Source organism: Curtobacterium pomorum (assembly GCF_044497295.1).
In the GTDB taxonomy this organism is placed as follows: domain Bacteria; phylum Actinomycetota; class Actinomycetes; order Actinomycetales; family Microbacteriaceae; genus Curtobacterium.
In genome coordinates this window covers 621,676-642,727 of the sequence record NZ_CP172409.1, presented here as the reverse complement: position 1 = coordinate 642,727, position 21,052 = coordinate 621,676, and the positions used below count along the sequence as shown (strand labels likewise).

Here is a 21,052-nt window from a genome sequence, read left to right as displayed (position 1 = left end):
AGCCGTCGCCTCGCGGCGGGCGAGTCCTCATCGGTAGGGTGATCGGGTGCGAATCCTCGTCCTCGGTTCCGGTGCCCGCGAGCACGCGATCATCACGGCCCTCCTCGCTGAGCGGGCGGGCCACGTCATCACGGCCGCTCCCGGCAACGCCGGCATCGCCGCCGACGTCGAGACCGTCTCCCTCGACCCCACGAACGGTGCTCTCGTCGCCGAGTACGCGATCGAGAACGGCGTCGAACTGGTCGTCGTCGGGCCCGAGGCACCGCTCATCGCCGGCGTGGCCGACCCGGTCCGCACCCGGGGCATCCCGGTCTTCGGGCCCGGCAAGGCCGCCGCGCAGCTCGAGGGCTCGAAGGCCTTCGCCAAGCGGATCATGTCCGAGGCGAACGTGCCGACCGGTCGCCCGGTGTACGCCGGCACGGCAGCGGAAGCCGTCGCGGCGATCGACGAGCTCGGCGCACCGTACGTCGTGAAGGCCGACGGCCTCGCCGCCGGCAAGGGCGTCCTCGTGACCGAGGACCGTCAGGCCGCCATCGACCACGCCACCTACTGGCTGCAGCACGGGCACGTCGTGGTCGAGGAGTTCCTCGACGGCGAAGAGGTCTCGCTGTTCTTCCTGAGCGACGGGCACGACGTCCGGCCGCTCAGCCCCGCGCAGGACTACAAGCGCCTGGCCGACGGCGACCTCGGGCCGAACACCGGCGGCATGGGCGCGTACTCGCCGTTGCCGTGGCTGGCCGATCGTTGGGCGTCCGAACAGGCCTTCGTCGACGAGGTCACCGAGCTGGTCGCGCTGCCCACCGTCCGTCGCCTCGAGCACGAGGGCACGCCGTTCGTCGGCCTGCTCTACTGCGGCCTCATCGTCACGGAGCAGGGCGTCCGGGTCATCGAGTTCAACGCACGCTTCGGCGACCCGGAGACCCAGGTGGTCCTCCCCCGCCTGGCGACGCCGCTGAGCGGACTGCTGCTCGCCGCCGCGACCGGTCGGCTCGGGAGCACCCCGGCGCCGGAGTTCCGCGACGAAGCCGCCGTGACCGTCGTGCTGGCGAGCGAGGGCTACCCGGAGAACCCGCAGACGGGCCGGCCCATCACCGGCATCGACGCCGCGAACGCCCGCGACGGGGTCTCCGTCGCCCACGCCGCCACCGGAGTGCTCGACGACACCCTCGTCGCCACCGGCGGCCGCGTGCTCAGCGTCGTCGCGGTCGGCTCCGACTTCGCGCAGGCGCGGGAGCGCGCCTACGCGGGACTCGGCGACATCACCCTGCAGGGCGCGCAGTACCGCACCGACATCGCCGCGAAGGTCACCCGATGAGCGGCGCGCCCGTGATCGCCGGCTGGGACCACGTCTCGTCGGGCAAGGTCCGCGAGCTGTACGTGCCGACCGGCACCCCCGACATCCGGAGCGCGTCCGAGCTGCTGCTCGTGGCGTCCGACCGGGTCAGCGCGTACGACTTCGCGCTCGAGCCGCCGATCCCGGGCAAGGGCGAGCTGCTCACCCGCCTGTCGCGGTTCTGGTTCACGCAGCTGAGCGACGTGCCGAACCACATCATCGGCCCGTCGTCCGGCGGCACCCCCGTGCCGCCCGAGGTCGAGTCGCGGTCGATGCACGTCATGCCGCTCGAGATGTTCCCCGTCGAGTGCGTCGTGCGCGGGTACCTGGTCGGCAGCGGCTGGGCCGAGTACCAGCAGAGCGGCAGCGTCTGCGGCGTCGCCCTGCCCGCTGGGTTGTCGAACGGCGACCGGCTGCCCGAGCCGATCTACACGCCCGCCTACAAGGCACCGCAGGGCGAGCACGACGAGAACATCTCGTACGAGCAGACCGTGGACCTGGTCGGTGCGGACGTCGCGGCGACGCTGCGTGACCTGTCGCTGCACGTGTACACCGAGGCGGCGGCGATCGCCCTCGAGCGCGACGTCGTGATCGCGGACACCAAGTTCGAGTTCGGGCAGGACACCGACGGCCGGATCCGGATCGCGGACGAGGTCCTGACGAGCGACTCGAGCCGGTACTGGGACGCCCGCGCCGACGGTCGCACGGACTCGTTCGACAAGCAGATCGTGCGCGACTGGCTCAGCGCCAACTGGGACCGCCAGGGCACGCCGCCGGTGCTGCCCGAGGCGATCGTGTCCCGCACCGCCGCGCGCTACGCCGAGCTCATCGAGCGCCTCGGCGCCTAGCGAGCCGGGCGACCGCCGGCGCCGAGCGAGCCAGACGACCGCCGGCGACCGCCGACGACCCGTCGTCAGAGGTCGCGCGCGACCACGACGACGGTCAGGTCGTCGCCCGGGTCGTGGTCGACCGCACGCGACCGCACCCGCTGCAGGAACGTCGCGACGTCCGGCGACTCGCGGTAGAGCGCCCCGAGCTGCGACAGCGACGCGAGCGTGGAGTCCCACAGCTCGAGCGCGCCGTCGCTGACCACGATGACCACGTCACCCGGCCGCATGACGAGCGATCCCGAGGCACGTTCGATGCCCGCCGGGTGCAGCCCGATCGGCAGGTCCGATGACCGCAGGATCCGCTCGGCGCCGTCGTCGCGGAGCTGCAGGACGAGCCCGTGTCCGGCGTCGGTGAAGTCGATCCGACCGGTCGAGGGGGTGAGGCGGCCGTGGAACAGCGTCGCGAAGGACTCGGCGCGGCTGAGGTCGGGTGCGACCTGCGCCTCGAGCTCGGCGACGGCGACGTCGGGTGCCACGTCGCCGCGGGCGAGCAGGGCGCCGCGGATGTTCGCGGCGAGCAGCCCGGCCGACATGCCCTTGCCCATGACGTCGGCCACCGTCAGGTGCACCGCGTCGTCACCGGAACGGTGCCAGTCGTGGAAGTCGCCGGAGACGACGCCGTGCGGAACGGACAGGCCCGCGATCCGGTAGCCGGGCACGTCGACGGTGCCGGGTTCGAGCCCCGCGAGCACCGAGCGCAGGCGGTCCTCGTCGGCACCGGCGGCCAGTTCTCGCTCGGCCCACACGCCGAGCTCCTGGAGCAGGGCGAGCTCGTCGGCGTCGAGGGTCCGCGGTTCGGGGTCGATGAGGCAGAGGGTGCCGACCTTGACGTCGTCGTCGCCGAGCCGCAGTGGCACGCCGGCGTAGAAGCGGACGTTCGGGTCGCCGACGACCATCGGCATGTCGGAGTAGCGGGCGTCGATGCGCGCGTCGGGCACCAGCACGGGGCCGCGTTCCCCCATCGTGCGCCCGCAGAAGGTGTCCTGCAGCGGGATGACCGGTCCGAAGTGGGCGTCGCTCTGCTGGGACTTGATCGTCAGCGAGGTGTCGCCCGCCAGGTTCAGGAACGAGCCGGACACGCCGAGGGCCTCACGCGCGATGCGGGTGATCCGGTCGAACCGTTCCTCGGCACCGCCCTCGACCACGTCGAGCGCGGCGAGCAGTGCTGCTCGGCGCACGGCGTCGGGCGCGCTGGTGACTGGGACGGTCGTCGCGGTCTCCGGGTGCATGCACCCACGCTAACGCGCCAACCGGACAGGGCCTGTCCCCACTACGGAGGACGCACCACCCCAGTCCACGGGGCAGGCACGCCGAGCGGACGCGACGGTCGTCCCCGGTCCGGACCGATCCGGCGCCGGACTACCCTGGACGCGTGTCCCGCCGCGTCCTGCCCACCGTCGCCCTCGCTGCGGCGGCCCTGCTGACGCTCGCGGGGTGCGGCGCCCACGACTCCACCGGCCAGGTCTCGGTCACGGTGTCGGACAACGCCGCCGACCACCCGTACGAGGTGAAGGTCTTCGCGTCGACGGGCAAGCTGTCGGAGCACCAGCGGGTGTTCCCCGGCGGCACCGCGGACTTCGCGGGCGTCCCGCTCGGCAAGGTCACGGTGCGTGCTGGCGAGCTGTGCCCCCAGACGACGACGGTGACGAACGACGCCGTCGCGACGGTCACGCTGACGACGACGGGCTGCTGACCTCCGGCGCCACCAGGTGCTCGACGCGGGGCTCCCCCGCGACCTGGCGGACGGCCTCGAGGGTCCGTGCGTCGTCGCCGGTCTGCCGGACCTCGTGCTGGTCGACGTGCTCCTGCCAGGACCCGACCCGGAACGCCTCGACCCACGCTTCGGGCCCGGCCGCGGTGTCCCGGTACAGGTTCCAGTCGCGGGCGCCCGTCCGCCGCCGACTGTGCCCGAGGAGCGCGGCGGCGGCGCGGAAGGTGTCGACGGCGCCGTCCGGCACGGTCCAGTGCACGAGCACCAGGGTCTCGCCCGTGGCGTCGGCGTGGTCGTCCGGCACGATCGTGACGTCGCCGAACGGCATCGGTGCGACGGCGCGCTGCCGGTCGGTGAGCGCCGGGAACCCCGACACGACGATCAGCACGGCGCTCAGGGCGGTGACCACCCCGGCCCCGGCGAGCACCCCGACGACGCCGAACGGCGTGGCCACGACCCCGGCGAGCGCCGCGCCGACCGCGGTGCTGCCGAACAGGACGAGCTGGTAGGCGGCCAGTCCCCGCGCTCGGACCCAGGCGGGCAGGAACGCCTGCACCGTGCCGTTCAGGGTGGTGACGACCCCGATCCACGCGACGCCGCCGACGACCAGCGCGACGAGGACCACGGACAGCACCGGGACGAGCGCGACGACGACCATCGTCGCGCCGAACACCAACGAGGCAACCCCGACCGTCCCGCCGGTGCCGATCCGCGCGCGGATCGCCGGCATCGCGAACGCGCCACCGACCGAGCCGATGCCGACCGCGGCCAGCAGCAGCCCGTAGCCGCCGGAGGTGAGTCCGAGCGGCCCGTCCGCGACCAGCGGCAGGAGCGCCCACAGGGCGTTCGCCGGCACCATGAACGCCGCCAGCTGCAGGAGGAGCCGGCGGACGACCCCGGCGTGCAGGACGTACCGGAGTCCGGCCCGGGTGGCGTCGATGAACGGTTCCGCCCGGGTCTCCGGCCGTCGGTACCCGCGCCACGTGACGAGGACCACGAGGAACAGTGCGAACGACAGCGCGTTCGCCGCGAACACGAACGGCACCCCGAGCTGCGCGATCACCACCCCGGCGAGCGCCGGACCGATCGACCGGGCCACGTTGACGCCGACCGAGCTGAGCGCCGCCGCGTCGGTGATCATCGCCCGCGGCACGATCTCGGGCACGAGGGCCTGGTACGCGGGCAGCTGCAGGGCCGACGCGGTGCCGAGCAGGAACGTGACGGTGAGCAGGAGCGCCGGCGTCATCTGTCCCGTCGCGGTGAGCACGGTCATCGCGACCCCGACGACCACCTGGAACGCCTGCACCCCGATGAGGAGCTTTCGACGGTCGACGAACTCGCCGATCACGCCCGCCGGGATCCCGATGAGCAGGACCGGCAGGCTCGACGCGGTCTGCACGAGGGCGACGACGACGGGCGCCGCGTGCTCGTCGACGAGCAGCCACTGCGCGCCGACCGTCTGCATCCAGCTGCCGACGTTGCTGACGAGCACCGCGATCCACAGGGCGCGGAAGACCGGGATCGCGAGCGGCGCGAGCGCACCGCCACGGTTCGTCGTGGTGGGTTCGGCGGTCACGTCGCCTCCTCGGGGTGGGGCCGGGGACCGTCCGGGAGGCACGGTGCGCGTCCGACGCGCGCCGTGCCTCCCGGCCTGGTCGCCTGCAGATCGCTGGTCGCGTCGTCGGCGGTGGGCCGCGTCAGGACGTGGCGGTGGCCGTGGCCGCGCGCTCGATGACGTCGGCGACGTCCCGCGGGTGGGTCTGCATGACGAGGTGCGGTGCGGGGAGCTCCGTCACGTCGGTGATGCCGGCGCGGGTGTACCCGAAGCGCTCGACGTCGGGGTTGATGGTGTGGTCCTCGGACGACACGATGGCCCACGCCGGGGTCGTCTTCCAGGCGGCGGCCGAGGCGGGCTCGCCGAACGCGGCGCCGGACAACGGGCGCTGCGACACGGCGAGGACCTCGGCGATCCGCGGGTCGAGGCCACCGGCGAAGACGGCCGGGAACGCGTCGATCGCGACCGAGACGTCGGTGCCGTCCTCGGCTCCGGCGACCGGGTACGGGGTGTACACGAGGTTGGCGGCGAGGTCGGAGTCCGGGAACCCGCCCTGCAGCTGGCCGAGGCTCTCGCCGACGTCCAGGACGTACCCGGCGACGTAGACGAGCCCGACGACGTTCGCGGCCTCGCCCGCGACGGTGATCACGGCGCCGCCGTAGGAGTGCCCGGCGAGGACGACGGGGCCGTCGACGTGCTCGGCCACGGCCCGGATCGAGGCGGCGTCCTCGGCGAGGCTGCGGTTGTACACGGGCGGCACGAGCACGGTGTGGCCGCGGTCGAGGAGCTCCCGGGTGACGGGGGCCCAGCTGGCGGCGTCCGCGAAGGCGCCGTGGACGAGGACGATGGTCGGTGCGGTCATGGGCGGCCTCCTGCGGGCTGGCGCGGTGCCGGGCGGGGGTGCCGGCGTCGTCACGCTAGGGCCGTCCGGACCAGGCCGTCCTGTCCCTGCCGTGCCCAGGCAGCGCAGCGACCGGCCCCGCCGCACCCGGGTGGCGGCCCCGGCACCGTCGGAAACGCCGCGTGGTGCGTGCGGGCGGGCACGCCGTCGGCCGAGCCGGGTCCTCGCGGGACCCCTTTCGCCCCGAGGGGAACGTCTAGCGTGAGCAAGATGGACAACGGGGACGGCACGACGACGACGTCGGCCCAGGACTTCGTGGACGCACTCGCCGAGCCGGCCGTCGTCTTCGACCGCTACCTCGACGTCGTGGCGGCGAACCGGCTCGCCGGAGCGGTCTCGGCGTCGTTGACGGTCGGCACGAACCTGGCGCGGTTCACGTTCCTGAACCCGCACGTCGAGGACTCGGTCGCCGGGTGGGAGGCCGAGGCTCACCGCACCGCGGCGACCTTCCGGGACTCGCTCGAGCAGCACGAGGCGGACACGCGGTTCCGCCAGCTCCTCGGTGAGTTGATGGCCAGGAGCCCGGCCTTCGCGAGCGAGTGGGCGGCCGGCGCCGACCGGGCTGCGCACCGTGGCGTGACGACGTTCGACAACCCGCTCGTCGGACGGCTCCTGCTGCGGTGGGAGCAGTTCCGGCGACAGGAGGACCCCGAGCACGTGCTGGTGGTCTGGACCGCTGCGGACCACGACGCTGCCGCGCACCTCGACGCCCTGCGCGCGGTGCTCAGCCGCTGATCGGTTCGCCGTCGACCGGTGCCGTGCGCAGCGCGTCGGGACCCGTCCGCCGCACGTCGGGTCGGAGTTGCGCCGCGAGGTAGGCGACGGCCGCCGCTGCCGGGGTGCCCGGGTCGGCCCAGAAGGTGACGAGCACGTGCGAGCTGCCGGGGATCGCGAAGTTCTGCCAGCGGAACTCGATCCACCCGATCGGGTCGATCCAGTGCCGTGAGGTCCCCGTGCGCTGGACGGCGACGTCGTGCCGTGCCCAGATGCGGGCGAAGTCCGGGTCCTGCAGGGTGAGCGTCCCGACGATCTCCTGCAGACGGGGGTCCTCGGGTTCGGCGTGCAGGCGCAGGGCGGCGACGACGCGGTGCGCGGTCGGCTCCCAGTCCACGGCGTGCTGCCGCGAGGCCTCGGTGAAGATCTGCAGGACGAGGTTGGCGCCCGGTTCCATGTACCCGGGTCCGAGTGCGCTCGCGAGCGCGTTGGACAGGATGATGTCCTGGTTCCGGTCCATCACGAACGCCGGGGTGTGGGCCCACTGCGCCAGCAGCGCACGGACCGAGTCGTCGATGCCCGGCGGGTCGATGCCGAGGGGCCGTCGGCGCTCGGCGTGGGCGATCCGTCGCACGTAGTCGAGCGCCTCACCGTCGAGCCGCAGAGCCCGGGCCAGGGCCACCAGGACCTGGTCGGACGGCTGGTGGTCACGGCCGCGCTCGAGCCGGAGGTAGTACTCGGCGCTGATGCCGGCGAGCCGGGCGACCTCTTCGCGCCGCAGCCCCTCGACGCGGCGTCCGGGCTCGCGGGCGAGTCCGACGTCCTCGGGCTGGACGAGTGCCCGACGGGCGCGGAGGTACTGACCCAGACCGGACCGTCGCGCATCCACGGATGCAGGATAGCCGGAACCCGCAATGAACGCGAGAACCGCCGTTCTCAGACGGCGCCGGGTCCTCGGGCGATGGTCTCGTGCGGCTGCTCGCCGAAGCGTGCGCGGTAGTGCGCGGCGAAGCGTCCGAGGTGCGTGAACTGCCACCGTCGGGCGACGTCGCTCACCAGCAGCGCTCCGGAGCGCGAACGTCCGAGCTCGAGGTGGACCCGGTCGAGTCGGACCTCGCGCAGGTACTGCATCGGCGTCACCGCGAGACGCCGACGAAAGAGGGCCTGCACGCCGCGCTCGGTCAGGCCGCACGAGGCCGCGATGTCGGCCACCGAGAGCGGCCGGCCGGCCTCGTCGTGCACGAAGCGGATCGCGCGGCGCATCCGGTGCTCGACGTCCGACCGCGACGGCGCGAACGTGGACAGCACGACGGTGGCGATGCGCCGGTTCACCGCGGCCCGCTCGTCGGCCGGCAGCGCCGGGTCGAGCACCCGATCGGTGACGTCGCGGAGCAGTGCCCGGAGCGGCTCGATCCGGGGGTCGGCGGCGTCCGGCTGGCGGAACTCGGCCACGCCGTCGCGGTCGCCGAGCAGGGCCGGCGCCAGGTGCAGCAGGGTCATGGCTGTGGCGTCGGTGTCGAAGCCGTACGCCAGCGACGCTGAGAGCATCATCGGGCGTTCGGCGCCGACGTCCCAGCTCGAGCCGTCGTCCGCGGTCAGGTGGGCACGGCCGTCGGCGAGCCAGAAGACCACGTGGTCCGGACGGGGCCCGATCGTCCCGGACCGGTGTCCGTGCGTCCCGATGCGCCGGATCGACAGGTCCGCGTCACCCCCGGTCACGTAGTCCATCGGCACCGCGTCCATCGGCACCGCGTCCATCGGCACAGCGTCGGGAGTCGTCACGGGTCCGGCACCTTGTCCCACTCGTCGGCGTACCGCGAGAGCACCGTCCACCGTGACACCGGCCAAGTGGTGATGAACGCACGACCGACCACGTCGTCGACCGGCACCGTGCCGTGCACACGGGAGTCCGCCGAGTTGTACCGGTTGTCGCCCATCACCCAGATGCGCCCCTCCGGCACGGTGATGTCGAAGTCGGTGCCGGAGACCCGGTCCGACCCGATCTCGGGCACCACGTACGGCTCGTCGACCGGGTGTCCGTTCACCGACAGGTGACCGCCGGTGCCGCAGCACGACACGGTGTCGCCCGGCAGGCCGATGACGCGCTTGATCAGGTCGTCGCCCTGCCCGGTACCGAGCCAGCCGCCCGGGTCCTGGAACACGACGACGTCACCGCGCTGCAGCGGGACGGCGCCGGGGACGAGTTCGTTGACGAGGACGCGGTCGCCGACCAGCAGCGTGTTCTGCATCGACGCGGACGGGATGTAGAAGGACCGGACCAGGTAGGTCTTCACCAGGAAGGACGCCAGCAGCGCCACGACGACGATGACCACCAGGTCGCGGAGGAACTTCCAGCCGGCCCGCTTCGGCTTCGGTTCGGACTCGGTGGCGCTCAATGCGTCAACACCACCTTCACGAGACCGATCACGAACGCCACAGCGGCCAGCACGATGCCGCCCCAGAGCCCGAGGAACGTGGGGCGCCTGCCGCTGAACCGCTGCACGAAGACGCCGACCATCCCGATGCGCACCACCAGGATGACCAGGGCCGCCGTCTGCGCCCACCCCGCCGGGATCCACCCGGCCCACGCCACCGCGTACAGCACCGCGGGGATGAGCCCGGACGTCGCGATGGGGTTGGCGTTCCGCATGATGGTCGCGACCGATTCGCGCCGGGCGTCGTCGGTCTCGGACTCGTCGCCGCCGAGCCCGTGCGCCACCAGGTGCGCGAGGACGTGCGCCAGGTAGGTCAGGACCGCGGTCGCCAGGACGGCCCAGATCGCCGCGCCGTGGTGGATCGCGGCGGGGTCGACGGCGATCGCGGCGGCGAGCACCGTGATGTTGCCGTAGATGTAGGACGACATCCGGTCGCGCACGTGCTCGATCGGCAGGTCGCGCGGGTCCGGACGACCGCCGCGGGGTCCGCGTCCGAGCGGTGGTCGTGTGCGTGGCATCCGTCCATCTTGGCCCTCGCGCGCCCGTCCTCGCCGACAGGACGCCGAGTGCGATGGCCACGAGCGTGCCCGGCTCCGGCAGACTGGGTGGCGATCGGTGCGACGGAGCACCGAAGAGGAGGCCCGTATGACGTCCGCACGACCACTCGCCCTGGTGACCGGCGTGGGCCGCAGAGCCGGCATCGGCGCGGCGCTCGCAACCCGGCTGGCGACCGACGGCTGGGACCTGGCCATCTCGTGGTGGGGCCCCTACGACGACCGCGTGAGCGGTGGGGCGGATCCCGACGGGGTCGAGTCCGTCGTGCAGGAGTGCGAGTCGGTGGGTGCACGCGTGACGCGCCTCCCGGTCGACCTGGAGGACCCGGAACAGGCTGCCGCGCTGGTCGGCCGTGCCGAGACGGAGGCGGGCGCGCCCGTCACCGCGCTGGTGATGTCGCACTGCGAATCGGTGGACTCGGACTTCCGGACCACGACGGTCGAGTCGTGGGACCGGCACTTCGCCGTCAACGCCCGCGCGCCGTTCCTGCTCGTGCAGGCGTACGCGGCCGCACTCGAGCGCGCCGGCGATGCCGCACCACGCGACCGTCGGCGGATCGTCGCACTGACGAGCGACCACATCGCGTACAACCTGCCGTACGGGGCTTCGAAGGGTGCGCTCGACCGCATCGTGTTCGGCGCCGCGAAGGAGCTCGGCAGCCTGGGCGTCAGCGCGAACGTCGTGAACCCGGGCCCGAACGACACCGGGTGGATGTCCGACGACGTCAAGCGCTGGGCGGTCGAGGGGACGCCGCTCGGCCGGCTCGGACGCCCGTCGGACACCGCGGCGCTCGTCGGGTTCCTCTGCTCGGAGCAGGGTGCCTGGGTGAACGGGCAGCTGCTGACGTCGGACGGCGGGATCTCGAACCGCGCCTGACCCCTCAGCCGGCGCCGAGACTCGGGGTCAGCGACACTTCTCGGGGCTGCGGGCACGAGGAGTGTCGCTCAGCCCGAGACTCGGCCCCTCGCGACCCGCTCGTCAGCCGCGACCGGGCACGGTCACCTCGATGCGGTTCGCCCACGGGTCCTCGAACGCGACCGTCCGGCCGTCGTCCGCGGTCTGCACCCCGGTGTCGTGCATGCGCGACACGAGGGCGCCGAGGTCGTCGGCTCCCGGCACCTCGATCCGCACGAGTCCGAGCCCGAGGGCGAGCTGGCGGCGCCCGGCCCCGCGGGAGTTCCAGGTGTTCATCGCCATGTGGTGGTGGTACCCGCCGGCGCTGACGAACAGGGCCTCACCCCACCCGGCCGTCGTCGCGAAGCCGAGCTTGTCGACGTAGAACGCCTTCGCGCTGGCCACGTCGCCGACCGACAGGTGCACGTGGCCGACCTTGCCCGGGCGTGCCGCGGCGGTGTCCAGGGCGTCCTGCGTCAGGTGCTCCTGCAGGAACGCGTTCGGGTCGACGTACTTCGTGTCCATGTCGACCATGCCGTGCGTCCACGACCACTCGGTGCGGTCGCGGTCCCAGTACAGCTCGACGCCGTTGCCCTCGGGATCGGTGAAGTAGAACGCGTTGCTCACCAGGTGGTCGGCGCTGCCGGTGAAGGTCTGCGGGAACTTCGTCGCGACCGAGTACAGCGCCGCGGCCAGGTCTGCCCGGGTGTCGAACAGGATCGCGGTGTGGAACAGGCCGGCGTCGTGGGGGGCCGCGTGCTGCATCGACGGCGCGTGCTCGAGGATCACGATCGGGATCGCCAGACCACCGGCGCCCGGTCGCCCCAGCACGGCGACGCCGCCCTCGTTCGAGAGCAGCGCGAGCTGGACGCCGTCGCGGTAGTAGCCGATCATCCGGTCGAGGTTCGCGACGCGGAGGGTGACGGCACCCATCCCGGTGTCGGCGGCGAGGAGGTCCTGCGTGTGCATGGCACCAGTGTGCGCCCGTTTGGTTGACGCGTCAACCAAATGGGTTCGTCGGCTGCACCAGAGCGACAGATCCACGCGACCCCGGCGCGAGGTACCCGCCAAAGCGACAGATCGCTGCGGACGGTTCGCGGCGATCTGTCGCTTTGCCGGACCAAGCGAACGCAACGACCGTCACCACATCCGTGCAGGATGGACGCGTGACTGATGACATCCGGTGGGAGGTGGTCGAGGAGAGCTCCCTCTCGCTCCCCGACCACGAAGCGATCGCAGCACTGCTGGCGCAGGCGTTCCCGGACTGGTCCCACTGGTACGTGGGCGGCCGCAGCTGGTCCGGCATGCAGCCCGAGCGCCGGGTCCTCGCCCGCGACCAGGACGGCGTCGTCCTGGCGCACGTCGGGATCCGCCGCATGTTCATCACGGTCGGCGGGCGCGACGTGCTGGTCGGGGACACCGGTCTCGTCGCCGTGTCGCCCCGGCTGCAGGGATCGGGCAAGGGCCGGGAGCTCATGGAGCGCACGCACGCCGTGCTCGACGGGCTCGCGGTGCCGTACGGCTTCCTCGGCGCAGGCGAGAACCGCATCCCCTTCTACGCGAAGCTCGGCTGGCACGAGTTCCCCGAGGTCGTCGGCACCTTCTCGGCGTTCACCGCCGAGGGCGCCGGCATCACGAACACGGAACAGGGCGGCTGGATGGTGCGGCCGGTCGCCGCAGCGCTCGAGGACTGGCCGGCCGGCCCGATCTGGCTGAACGGCCAAGAGGTCTAGAACACAACCACGAACGGACGGGAGGCACGGTGCCAGCTGGCACCGTGCCTCCCGTCCGTATGGTGGCGGAGCGGGGCTTACGCCTCGACCGCAACCGTCTCCGGGTCCTCGTTCGAGCCCGGCGCGCTCGGCACGACCGCGGCGCGCACGCGCGCACCGAGGTCGGCGTCGACGTTCGTCCAGTACGCGAAGACACGCTCGCGCAGGTCGTCACGCGTCACCTTCGAGACGTGACCGGCGATGTTGCCGACTAGGCGCTCACGGGCGGCGTCGTCGAGGACCTCGCGGACCATCGTGCCGGCCTGGCCGAAGTCGTCGTCCTCCGGGTGCAGGGTCGCCGCGGAGCGCTGCAGCGCGCCGTCCGACTCCCAACCGGGCACGTCGTCGGTCGCGGACGGGTCGGCGTGCGCGCCACCGAGCGAGTTCGGGGCGTACACCGGCACCTCGGACTTCTGGAAGTCGAAGCGCATGGCGCCGTCCTTCGAGTACGAGTGCACCTCGTTCTTCGGGGCGTTCACCGGCAGCTGCGCGTGGTTCGTGCCGACGCGGTAGCGGTGGGCGTCCGCGTAGCTGAAGATGCGCGCCAGGAGCATCTTGTCGGGGCTCGCCGCGATGCCGGGCACGAAGTTCGACGGTGCGAACGTCGCCTGCTCGATCTGCGCGAAGTAGTTCTCCGGGTTGCGGTTGAGCTCCATCGTGCCGACCTCGATGAGCGGGTAGTCCGCGTGCGGCCACACCTTCGTCAGGTCGAACGGGTTGAACCGGTACGACTCGGCGTCCGCGTAGGGCATGATCTGCACCTTGAGCGTCCAGCGCGGGAAGTCGCCCCGCTCGATCGCGGCGTGCAGGTCACGGATGTGGAAGTCCGCATCCTCACCGGCGATGCGGTCGGCGTCCTCCTGCGTCAGGGTCTTGTGGCCCTGCTCGGTCAGGAAGTGGTACTTCACCCAGAAGCGCTCACCCTCGGCGTTGATCCACTGGTACGTGTGCGACCCGAAGCCGTCCATCTCGCGCCAGCTCGCCGGCAGGCCACGGTCGCCCATGAGCCAGGTGACCTGGTGCGCCGACTCGGGCGACAGGGTCCAGAAGTCCCACTGCATGTCGTGGTCGCGCAGGTGCGATCCGGGCAGACGCTTCTGCGAGCGGATGAAGTCGGGGAACTTGATGCCGTCGCGGATGAAGAAGACCGGAGTGTTGTTGCCGACGAGGTCGTAGTTGCCCTCGGACGTGTAGAACTTCAGCGCGAAGCCACGGGGGTCGCGCCACGTGTCGGGCGAACCCTGCTCGCCGGCGACGGACGAGAAGCGCGTGAGCATCTCGGTCTGCTGGCCCGGCTGCAGGAACGCGGCGCGGGTGTACTTGCTGATGTCCTGCGTGACGGTGAAGGTACCGAACGCTCCGCCGCCCTTCGCGTGGACGACGCGCTCCGGCACGCGCTCGCGGTTGAACTGGGCGAGCTTCTCGACCAGGTAGTGGTCGTGCAGCGCGAGGGGGCCGTCGGCCCCGACGCCCATCGAGTGCTCGTCGCTCGAGACGGGAGCGCCGGAGTTGGTCGTGGTGGTGGGGGTGCCGGACGGGGTGCCGGTCGTGTTCTGGTCGGACACGGTTCCTCCTTGGGTGGAACGGTTGGTTCGGTCAGGGGTGCTCGGGTGGCTCAGGGGACGCGCGGGGCGTCGGGGGCGTCTGCGCTTGCGCCTGCGTCTGGGGCGTCTGCGCCTGTGCCGGGCGCGTCTGCGCCTGGGCTGGGCGCCTCTGCGCCCGCGTCGTCGCGCTCGGCCGCGGCGCAGCGCTCGCAGATGCCCCAGTAGGTGACCTCGGCGGTGGTGACGGCGAAGCCGTGCGCGTCCGACGGGGTCAGACAGGGCGAGTGCCCGACGGCGCAGTCGACGTCCTCGATCGCGCCGCACAGCGTGCAGACGATGTGGTGGTGGTTGTCCCCGGTCCGTCGCTCGTAGCGCGCAGGGCTGCCTGCCGGCTCGATGCGTCGGACGAGCCCGACGCCGGTGAGTGCGGCGAGGACCCCGTAGACGGCCTGGTGGCTGGTCGTCGGGAGTTCGGCGGTGAGTGCCGTGACGATGTCGTCGGCGGTGGCGTGCGGCATCGACTCGGTCGCGCGCAGTACCGCGAGTCGCGGTGTCGTCACCCGGAGGCCCGAGGTGCGGAGCAGATCGGCGTCGGCGTCCATGCTGAGCCTTTCTTTTGCAGGAATCAAGACAACGTGGCCACTGTACACGAGCTTCTGCCGACGGTCAGCGCGAGGACGCATGCCGCTACCGGAATACGAAGTGTCACGATCCGGTCGCGATCAGCTGGGACGACCCTGGACCGACCGTTCCGCACGCTAGCGTCCGGACATGTCCACGAGCCAAGGTCTGCCTGAACAGGCGAACAGTGCACCGGACGTCCGGGGGATCATCGCGAAGCGGGACCTGGTCGTCGACCTCATCCGGACGGCCTGCGTCGTCCTCGTCGTCATCGTGCACGTCACGATGGTCGGCGTCGCCGCCGACGACCAGGGGGTGCGGGTGACGAGCCCCCTGCAGGAGCTCCCGTGGTACGTCGCCGCCACCTGGGTCGGGCAGGTGATGCCCCTCTTCTTCGTGGTCGGCGGCTTCGCGAGCGCGGTCGGCTGGCGCAGCACCGTCGCCCGCGGTGCACCGAGCCCCGCGCGCGACTACCTGGCCACCCGGCTGGTGCGCCTGTTCCGGCCGGCGGTCCCGCTGTTCGTGTTCCTCGCACTCGGGCTCGGGGTGGCGACGGCTGCCGGCACCCCGCCGGACCTCCTCGCCGAGGTCGCGTTCGGCATCGGTTCGCCGCTCTGGTTCCTCGCCGCGTACGGCATCACGCAGTGCTGCGTGCCGCTGATGATGCGCCTGCACGAGCGGGCACCGTGGGCCACCCTCGGCGTCCTGCTGCTGCTCGCCGGAGCGGTCGACGCGGTCCGCCTGGCCACCGGGGTCGCCGAGGTCGGACTGCTCAACCTCGGACCGGTGTGGCTCTTCGCCCAGCAGCTCGGGTTCCTCTGGGCCGACGGCTGGTTCGCGCGGCGGTCGAAGGCGCTCCTGCTCGCGGTGGCGGTCGTCGCCTACGCCCTGCTCGTCCCGATGACCTCGATCGGGCTGTGGGCACCGGACATGCTGCAGGACCTCAACCCGCCGATGCTCCCGCTGGCGTTCCTCGCGATCGCAGAGGCCTGCCTGGTCCAGCTCGTGCACGCCCCGCTCACCCGCCTGATGCGCACCAGGGCCGCGCTCGGCGCCGTGTTCGTGCTCGGTCGGGACGGCATGACCATCTACCTCTGGCACCTGCCGCTCTTCATCGCGCTGAACGGGGTCGCCCTGCTGGTCGGGGTGCCGTTCCCGACGCCGGGCTCCGGTCCGTGGTGGGCGTCCCGCGTCGTCGCACTGGTCGTGGTGCTCGCCGTCGCGCTCGGGGTCGCTCGGGCGCTGCGCTGGTTCGACCGCCCGCTCCCCCGCCTGCTGCCCTCGGCCGACCGTCCGTCGTGGCCCGTCGTCGCCGTCGCGGCGGTCTGCACGATCGGTCCGGCGTTCCTCGTGATGCAGCTGCACCTGTCGTTCGGGGTCGCGGTCATCGGCGCCGTCGCGGTGCCGATCGGGGTGTGGTTGCTCTCGCGGACCACGCCGGCCAGGGGCGTCACCCGGATCTGAACCGGTTCTCACCGATCGGAGCCGCTCGGGTCCGCGCCGGCACACACGCCGGGCAGAGGATGGCACGAGGCCGATCCGCAGGAGGCACCCGACGCCGTCGACACCCGAGTTCTGGAGCACCTGGCGGTTCGACCCCCTGTCAGCGGTGATGATCGTCGTCGCCGCGGTCGCCTACGGCTGGTGGGTCGTCGGAGCTGCCCGCCGCGGCGCACGCTGGCCCTGGTGGCGCACCCTCGCATTCGTCGCGGCGCTGGTGTTGTTCGGCATCCTGCAGTTCGGCATCGTCGGCGTGTACGACCAGCAGCTGCGGTGGGCGTTCGTCCTGCGGTCCGCCCTGCTCTTCTTCGCGGTCCCCACCTTCGCCGCGCTCGGTGCGCCCGTGTCGTTGCTCCGGACAGGAGGCCCGGATCGCCTCGCGCACGCCGCCGACGCCGCCATGCGGTCGCGTCCAGTGCGTCTGCTCGGCAACGCGATCGTCGCGCCGCTGGTCGCCCTCGTCCTGTTCGGCCTGTTGCTGACACCGTTCGCGGCGACGCTGCGGGAATCGTCCGTCTGGGCCGTCGTCATCACGGTGACGGTGCCGGCGCTCGGCTTCGGACTGCTCGCCCCGCTGTCCGAGCCCGGGGTGCTGCGGTCGTCGACGTTCGTCACCGCGGAGTTCCTGCTCGCGTTCGCCGAGCTGATGATCGACGCGGTGCCGGGCATCGTGCTGCGGATCACGAACCACGTGCTCGACGGCTCGGTGGTGCAGGCGGTCGGGCAGCCGTGGTTCCCGTCCCCGCTGCGCGATCAGCACCTGGCGGGCGACCTGCTGTGGTTCATCGCCGAGGTGGCGGACATCCCCGTGCTCATCTCGCTGTTCATCCGGTGGCAGCGGACCGACCGCCGCGAGGCCCACGCCGTCGACGCCCTGACCGACGAGCAGATCGACGAGCTGACGCGGGCGCACCTGCGGCGCCGCGGGTGAGCGCGGGGGCGGGCGGCGGCGGCGCTGACCCGGAACGACATCGTCGACGTCGTACGACATCGACGGTGTCGCAACCCCGCGGCCGCAACCGTTGCCGACGCGGGGCAGCGACAAGACCGTTGTCGTACGACATCGACGGTGTCGCAACCCCGCAGCCGCAACGACCACGCCGCGACCCCCGGATGCACGCGAGCCCCGGGCCGCTCGTGTGAGCAGCCCGGGGCCCGTGTGGTCGGCGCGGGTCAGGCGTCGGCGTGCTTGCCGTGGTGGTCGATGCCCGCGAGCTCGGCCTCTGGCGTCGCCGGAGCAGCGGCCGCAGCGTGCGCGCCGTGCGCGGTCGGCTTCGCGTCGCCCTCGGTCGGGGCAGTGCCCTCGGCGCCGGGCTGGGTGGTCACGCCACCGGTCTGCTGCCAGGCGACGGTCTGCTTCGGCTTCGCCAGGAACAGCGCCGCCACGATCGCCGCGATGAGCACGATCGCCGGCAGGAACAGCGACTCACCCATGGCCCGCGAGAACGGCTCGAGCAGTGCACCCGGCAGTGCGCCGACCTGCTGCTCGGCTCCGCCCGCGGACACCCCGCCGGTCGAGGACGGGAAGTTCGCGGTGATCCGGGCCTCCATCAGCGCGGCGATGCCGGCCGACCCGAGGACCGCACCGATCTGCCGCGTGGTGTTGTAGACGCCCGAGCCGGCACCGGCCAGCTTCGGCGGCAGGTTGCGCGTCGCCGAGACGGACAGCGGGCCCCACATGCAGGCGTTCGCGATGCCGAGGAGCGCGCTCGGCAGGAGCACCCATCCCCAGTCGGCGCTCGACGACAGCAGGGCGCCGAACCAGAAAAGCCCGGCCGAGAAGCAGGCGAGGCCGAACGCGGCGACCCAGCGCGGGTTCCAGCGGTTGAGGTTCTTGCCGACGAGCGGGGCGAGGCCGGCGGACAGCACGGCCTGCGGCACGAGGAGCAGCGCAGCCTGGGTCGGCGAGAAGCGCAGGACGTCCTGCGCCCAGAGCATGATCGGCAGGGCGAACGAGGCGATCGCGACACCGACGGCCGTGATGGCGACGTTGGCGAGCGTGAAGTTGCGGTCCTTGAACAGGCCGAGGGGCAGCAGCGGCTCGCCCTTCTGCGTGCCCTGCCAGACCACGAACCCGGCGAGGACGACCAGGCCGGCGATGATCAGGCCCCACACCGAGATCGGGCCGGCGATGGTGCCCCAGTCGTAGGTCTCGCCCTCTTGGATGCCGAACACGAGCAGGAACAGACCGACCGCGGACAGGAAGATCCCGAGGTAATCGAAGCGGTGGCCGTGGCGGTCGAACGACGGCACGAAGCGCTGCGCCAGGACGAACGCGACGACACCCACGGGGACGTTCACGAAGAAGATCCACTCCCACCCGAAGCCGTCGACGAGCAGGCCGCCGACGATCGGGCCGACGAGCGAGGCGACACCGGCGACGGCGCCCCAGAGGCCCATCGCCGCGCCGCGCTTCTGCGGCGGGAAGATGCGCGTGATGACGGACATCGTCTGCGGGCTCATCATCGCGGCGCCGAGGCCCTGCACAACGCGGGCGACGATCAGCACCTCGATCGAGCCGGCCAGGCCGCACCACAGGCTGGCGAGCGTGAAGACCACGAGGCCGATCTGGTACATGACCTTCGGGCCGAAGCGGTCACCGAGCCGGCCCGTGATGAGCAGCGGCACGGCGTAGGCGAGCAGGTACGCGCTCGTCACCCAGATCACGGCGTTGATGTCCGCGTCGAGCTTCTGGGCGATGGTGGGGGTGGCGACCGACACGATGGTCGAGTCGACGAGGATCATGAAGAAGCCGACGACGAGCGCCCAGAGGGCGGGCCACGGCTTCTTCTCGGTCGTCCGCGGAGGCGTGACGGTGGTCATCGAGTGGTGTCCTTGCTGTTCGTGGGGAAGTCAGTGTCTGCGGGGACGGCCGGGCCGTCCCAGGGGAGGTCGCCGCTGGCGATGCGGTCGACGGTGGTGCTGAGCCACTCGATCTGCGCGGCGAGCATCGCACGGACGTACGACACGTCGAGCCAGTAGCGCTCGGTGAGCTGCTTGGCGTGCACGCGCTGGAGCGCCTCGTCGTAGTCGTCGCGCTCCCGTTCGAGCGCGACGATCCGTGCCCGGACGGCATCGACCGCCTCGGCCTGCGGCAGGTTCTCGAGGACGGAGAGCGCCAGGTGGAACTCCGGGTACTCGTCGGCGGGCTCGGCCACCATGCGGCGGAGGCCGTCGGCGAGCGCTGCGCGGCCGGCGTCGGTGATCGTGTAGGTGGTGCGCTCCGGACGGTTGCCGTCGCGGTCGGTGCCCACGACCTGGGCGAACCCGAGTTCGGCGAGGCGGCCGACCTGGTGGTACAGGGTGCCCGGGCGGACCTTGACGTTCCGCTCCTCCTGCCGGTGGAGCATCGTCTGGAACATCTCGTACGGGTGCATCGGCGCCTCGTTCAGCAGGTCGAGCGCGGCGAACGCGAGCGGTGTGAGCGACGCCATCCGTGCCTCCTGGCTGATCGATGCGGCAGTCTTCGGACTGGACTATTCGACTTCGAATATACGGAGTGGAACACGCGTGAGCAAACGCACAGTTTCCCCTCCACAGGAGGCCCAGATCCGTCCCGGCGTATCGCGCGCGCCCCGTAGACTGGTCGCGTCCCCCCACCCCTGAAGTGCTGGAGAGAACACGTGCCAACGATCGTCGTCGAGGTCATGCCCAAGGCTGAGATCCTCGACCCCCAGGGCAAGGCGGTGGGCAACGCCCTCGCACGCCTGGGCAAGGCCGACCTGACCAACGTCCGCATCGGCAAGCGTTTCGAGGTGACCGTCGACGGCCCCGTCGACGACGCCAAGCTGGCCGAGGTCCGCGACATCGCCGCCGACGTCTTCTCGAACGCGGTCATCGAGGACGTCGTCTCCGTGACCGTCGAAGGCCAGTGACCCGGATGCGCATCGGCGTCATCACCTTCCCCGGCTCGCTCGACGACCGCGACGCCCAGCGCGCGGTCCGTCTCGCCGGCGCCGACCCCGTCGCCCTCTGGCACGGCGACCACGACCTGCAGGGCGTCGACGCGATCGTGCTGCCCGGCGGGTTCTCGTACGGCGACTACCTGCGCGCCGGTGCGATCGCCGCGAAGGCGCCGATCATGGCCGAGGTCATCGACGCCGCCGGCAAGGGCATGCCCGTGCTCGGCATCTGCAACGGCTTCCAGATGCTGGCCGAGGCCCGTCTGGTCCCCGGGGCGCACACCCGCAACGCGCACCAGCAGTTCATCCGCCGCGACCAGAAGCTCCGCGTCGAGACCACCTCGACGGCCTGGACCTCGGGGTTCACCGCGCAGCAGGAGATCACGATCCCGCTCAAGAACGCCGACGGCCGGTTCGTCGCCGACGCCGACGAGATCAAGCGCATCGAGGACAACGGCCAGGTCGTCTTCCGCTACGTGGGCGTGAACCCGAACGGTTCGATCGACGACATCGCCGGCGTCTCGAACGAGCGCGGCAACGTCGTGGGCCTGATGCCGCACCCCGAGCACGCGACCGAGCCCGGCTTCGGCCCGGACACCGCCGCTGCCATGGCCTCCGGCACGGACGGCCTCACCTTCTTCACCTCCGTGATCGAGCACGCGCTCGTGCAGCGCTAATGCCACTGGACGCCGCTCCTCGTCAACTACGAAACGGCTGGAGCCATA

General features: G+C 72.0%; 22 protein-coding genes. 10 read left to right on the top strand and 12 right to left on the bottom strand.

All coding sequences use genetic code 11. The annotated features are described in order from the left end of the window. The first annotated feature begins 46 nt into the window (after window positions 1-46). On the top strand, window positions 47-1,315 hold the full coding sequence (gene purD / locus ACGH48_RS03115) for a phosphoribosylamine--glycine ligase (protein WP_123310277.1): 1,269 nt from the start codon (window positions 47-49) through the stop codon (window positions 1,313-1,315). Then, window positions 1,312-2,181 (top strand): phosphoribosylaminoimidazolesuccinocarboxamide synthase, encoded by an 870-nt coding sequence (locus ACGH48_RS03110; protein WP_396290154.1) that lies wholly within the window; start codon window positions 1,312-1,314, stop codon window positions 2,179-2,181. Before purD ends, ACGH48_RS03110 begins: the two co-directional genes overlap by 4 nt. A gap of 65 nt (window positions 2,182-2,246) precedes the next feature. On the opposite strand, the gene ACGH48_RS03105 is transcribed toward ACGH48_RS03110, so the two are convergent. Continuing rightward, the gene (locus ACGH48_RS03105) at window positions 2,247-3,452 is read right to left on the bottom strand and encodes a PP2C family protein-serine/threonine phosphatase (protein WP_123310281.1); all 1,206 of its coding nucleotides are present in this window, start codon (window positions 3,450-3,452) and stop codon (window positions 2,247-2,249) included. A 143-nt stretch (window positions 3,453-3,595) separates the two neighbouring features. On the opposite strand from ACGH48_RS03105, the gene ACGH48_RS03100 reads away from it, so the two are divergent. Beyond that, window positions 3,596-3,916, top strand: coding sequence for a hypothetical protein (locus ACGH48_RS03100; RefSeq protein ID WP_396290153.1), 321 nt, complete (start codon window positions 3,596-3,598; stop codon window positions 3,914-3,916). Here the strand turns inward: ACGH48_RS03100 and ACGH48_RS03095 are convergent. Next, complete coding sequence (locus ACGH48_RS03095; RefSeq protein WP_396290152.1) at window positions 3,891-5,510, bottom strand: MFS transporter; 1,620 nt, start codon at window positions 5,508-5,510, stop codon at window positions 3,891-3,893. The two genes, ACGH48_RS03100 and ACGH48_RS03095, sit on opposite strands and share 26 nt — an antisense overlap. A 121-nt stretch (window positions 5,511-5,631) precedes the next feature. Further along, window positions 5,632-6,351 (bottom strand): alpha/beta fold hydrolase, encoded by a 720-nt coding sequence (locus tag ACGH48_RS03090; RefSeq protein WP_340197917.1) that lies wholly within the window; start codon window positions 6,349-6,351, stop codon window positions 5,632-5,634. Between the two features lie 249 nt (window positions 6,352-6,600). Between ACGH48_RS03090 and ACGH48_RS03085 the strand changes: the two genes are divergently transcribed. Beyond that, a complete protein-coding gene (locus ACGH48_RS03085) occupies window positions 6,601-7,125 on the top strand; it encodes a hypothetical protein (RefSeq protein ID WP_396290151.1) in 525 nt (174 codons plus the stop codon). Here the strand turns inward: ACGH48_RS03085 and ACGH48_RS03080 are convergent. Genes ACGH48_RS03080 through ACGH48_RS03065 form a run of 4 tightly spaced genes read right to left on the bottom strand, consistent with a single transcriptional unit; the run spans window position 7,115 to window position 10,057 of the window. Continuing rightward, the gene (locus ACGH48_RS03080) at window positions 7,115-7,993 is read right to left on the bottom strand and encodes a helix-turn-helix domain-containing protein (protein ID WP_396290150.1); all 879 of its coding nucleotides are present in this window, start codon (window positions 7,991-7,993) and stop codon (window positions 7,115-7,117) included. The genes ACGH48_RS03085 and ACGH48_RS03080 overlap by 11 nt on opposite strands. Window positions 7,994-8,040: 47 nt before the next feature. Beyond that, window positions 8,041-8,886, bottom strand: a complete 846-nt coding sequence (locus ACGH48_RS03075; protein ID WP_396290149.1) for a helix-turn-helix transcriptional regulator — start codon at window positions 8,884-8,886, stop codon at window positions 8,041-8,043. Further along, window positions 8,883-9,500 (bottom strand): signal peptidase I, encoded by a 618-nt coding sequence (lepB, locus tag ACGH48_RS03070; RefSeq protein WP_396290147.1) that lies wholly within the window; start codon window positions 9,498-9,500, stop codon window positions 8,883-8,885. Before lepB ends, ACGH48_RS03075 begins: the two co-directional genes overlap by 4 nt. Next, window positions 9,497-10,057 carry a hypothetical protein gene (locus ACGH48_RS03065; protein WP_396290146.1) on the bottom strand — a complete coding sequence of 187 codons (561 nt, stop codon included), beginning with the start codon at window positions 10,055-10,057 and terminating at the stop codon, window positions 9,497-9,499. Before ACGH48_RS03065 ends, lepB begins: the two co-directional genes overlap by 4 nt. Before the next feature lie 127 nt (window positions 10,058-10,184). Between ACGH48_RS03065 and ACGH48_RS03060 the strand changes: the two genes are divergently transcribed. Continuing rightward, a complete protein-coding gene (locus tag ACGH48_RS03060; protein ID WP_222659503.1) occupies window positions 10,185-10,970 on the top strand; it encodes an SDR family oxidoreductase in 786 nt (261 codons plus the stop codon). 102 nt (window positions 10,971-11,072) lie between these two features. On the opposite strand, the gene ACGH48_RS03055 is transcribed toward ACGH48_RS03060, so the two are convergent. Further along, window positions 11,073-11,957, bottom strand: coding sequence for a VOC family protein (locus ACGH48_RS03055; protein ID WP_396290145.1), 885 nt, complete (start codon window positions 11,955-11,957; stop codon window positions 11,073-11,075). Between the two features lie 197 nt (window positions 11,958-12,154). On the opposite strand from ACGH48_RS03055, the gene ACGH48_RS03050 reads away from it, so the two are divergent. Next, window positions 12,155-12,721, top strand: coding sequence for a GNAT family N-acetyltransferase (locus tag ACGH48_RS03050; protein ID WP_159573594.1), 567 nt, complete (start codon window positions 12,155-12,157; stop codon window positions 12,719-12,721). A 77-nt stretch (window positions 12,722-12,798) separates the two neighbouring features. On the opposite strand, the gene ACGH48_RS03045 is transcribed toward ACGH48_RS03050, so the two are convergent. Beyond that, a complete protein-coding gene (locus ACGH48_RS03045) occupies window positions 12,799-14,325 on the bottom strand; it encodes a catalase (RefSeq protein ID WP_396290144.1) in 1,527 nt (508 codons plus the stop codon). 50 nt (window positions 14,326-14,375) lie between these two features. Beyond that, window positions 14,376-14,906 carry a Fur family transcriptional regulator gene (locus tag ACGH48_RS03040; RefSeq protein ID WP_396290142.1) on the bottom strand — a complete coding sequence of 177 codons (531 nt, stop codon included), beginning with the start codon at window positions 14,904-14,906 and terminating at the stop codon, window positions 14,376-14,378. Between the two features lie 169 nt (window positions 14,907-15,075). On the opposite strand from ACGH48_RS03040, the gene ACGH48_RS03035 reads away from it, so the two are divergent. Both ACGH48_RS03035 and ACGH48_RS03030 read left to right on the top strand, forming a co-directional pair. After that, window positions 15,076-16,389, top strand: a complete 1,314-nt coding sequence (locus ACGH48_RS03035; RefSeq protein ID WP_396290141.1) for an acyltransferase — start codon at window positions 15,076-15,078, stop codon at window positions 16,387-16,389. Between the two features lie 148 nt (window positions 16,390-16,537). Further along, complete coding sequence (locus ACGH48_RS03030; protein ID WP_396291155.1) at window positions 16,538-17,356, top strand: cytochrome c oxidase assembly protein; 819 nt, start codon at window positions 16,538-16,540, stop codon at window positions 17,354-17,356. Between the two features lie 242 nt (window positions 17,357-17,598). Here the strand turns inward: ACGH48_RS03030 and ACGH48_RS03025 are convergent, their stop codons facing one another. After that, window positions 17,599-19,248, bottom strand: coding sequence for a DHA2 family efflux MFS transporter permease subunit (locus tag ACGH48_RS03025; RefSeq protein ID WP_396290140.1), 1,650 nt, complete (start codon window positions 19,246-19,248; stop codon window positions 17,599-17,601). Continuing rightward, entirely contained in the window at window positions 19,245-19,859 is a 615-nt protein-coding gene (locus ACGH48_RS03020; protein WP_123310311.1) for a PadR family transcriptional regulator, read from the bottom strand. The genes ACGH48_RS03025 and ACGH48_RS03020 overlap by 4 nt, the downstream gene beginning before the upstream one ends. A 189-nt stretch (window positions 19,860-20,048) precedes the next feature. On the opposite strand from ACGH48_RS03020, the gene purS reads away from it, so the two are divergent. Together purS and purQ are read left to right on the top strand one after the other, a co-directional pair. Then, a complete protein-coding gene (gene purS / locus ACGH48_RS03015) occupies window positions 20,049-20,300 on the top strand; it encodes a phosphoribosylformylglycinamidine synthase subunit PurS (protein WP_017886272.1) in 252 nt (83 codons plus the stop codon). A gap of 5 nt (window positions 20,301-20,305) precedes the next feature. Then, window positions 20,306-21,004, top strand: a complete 699-nt coding sequence (purQ, locus tag ACGH48_RS03010) for a phosphoribosylformylglycinamidine synthase subunit PurQ (RefSeq protein WP_396291154.1) — start codon at window positions 20,306-20,308, stop codon at window positions 21,002-21,004. Window positions 21,005-21,052: the final 48 nt, after the last annotated feature.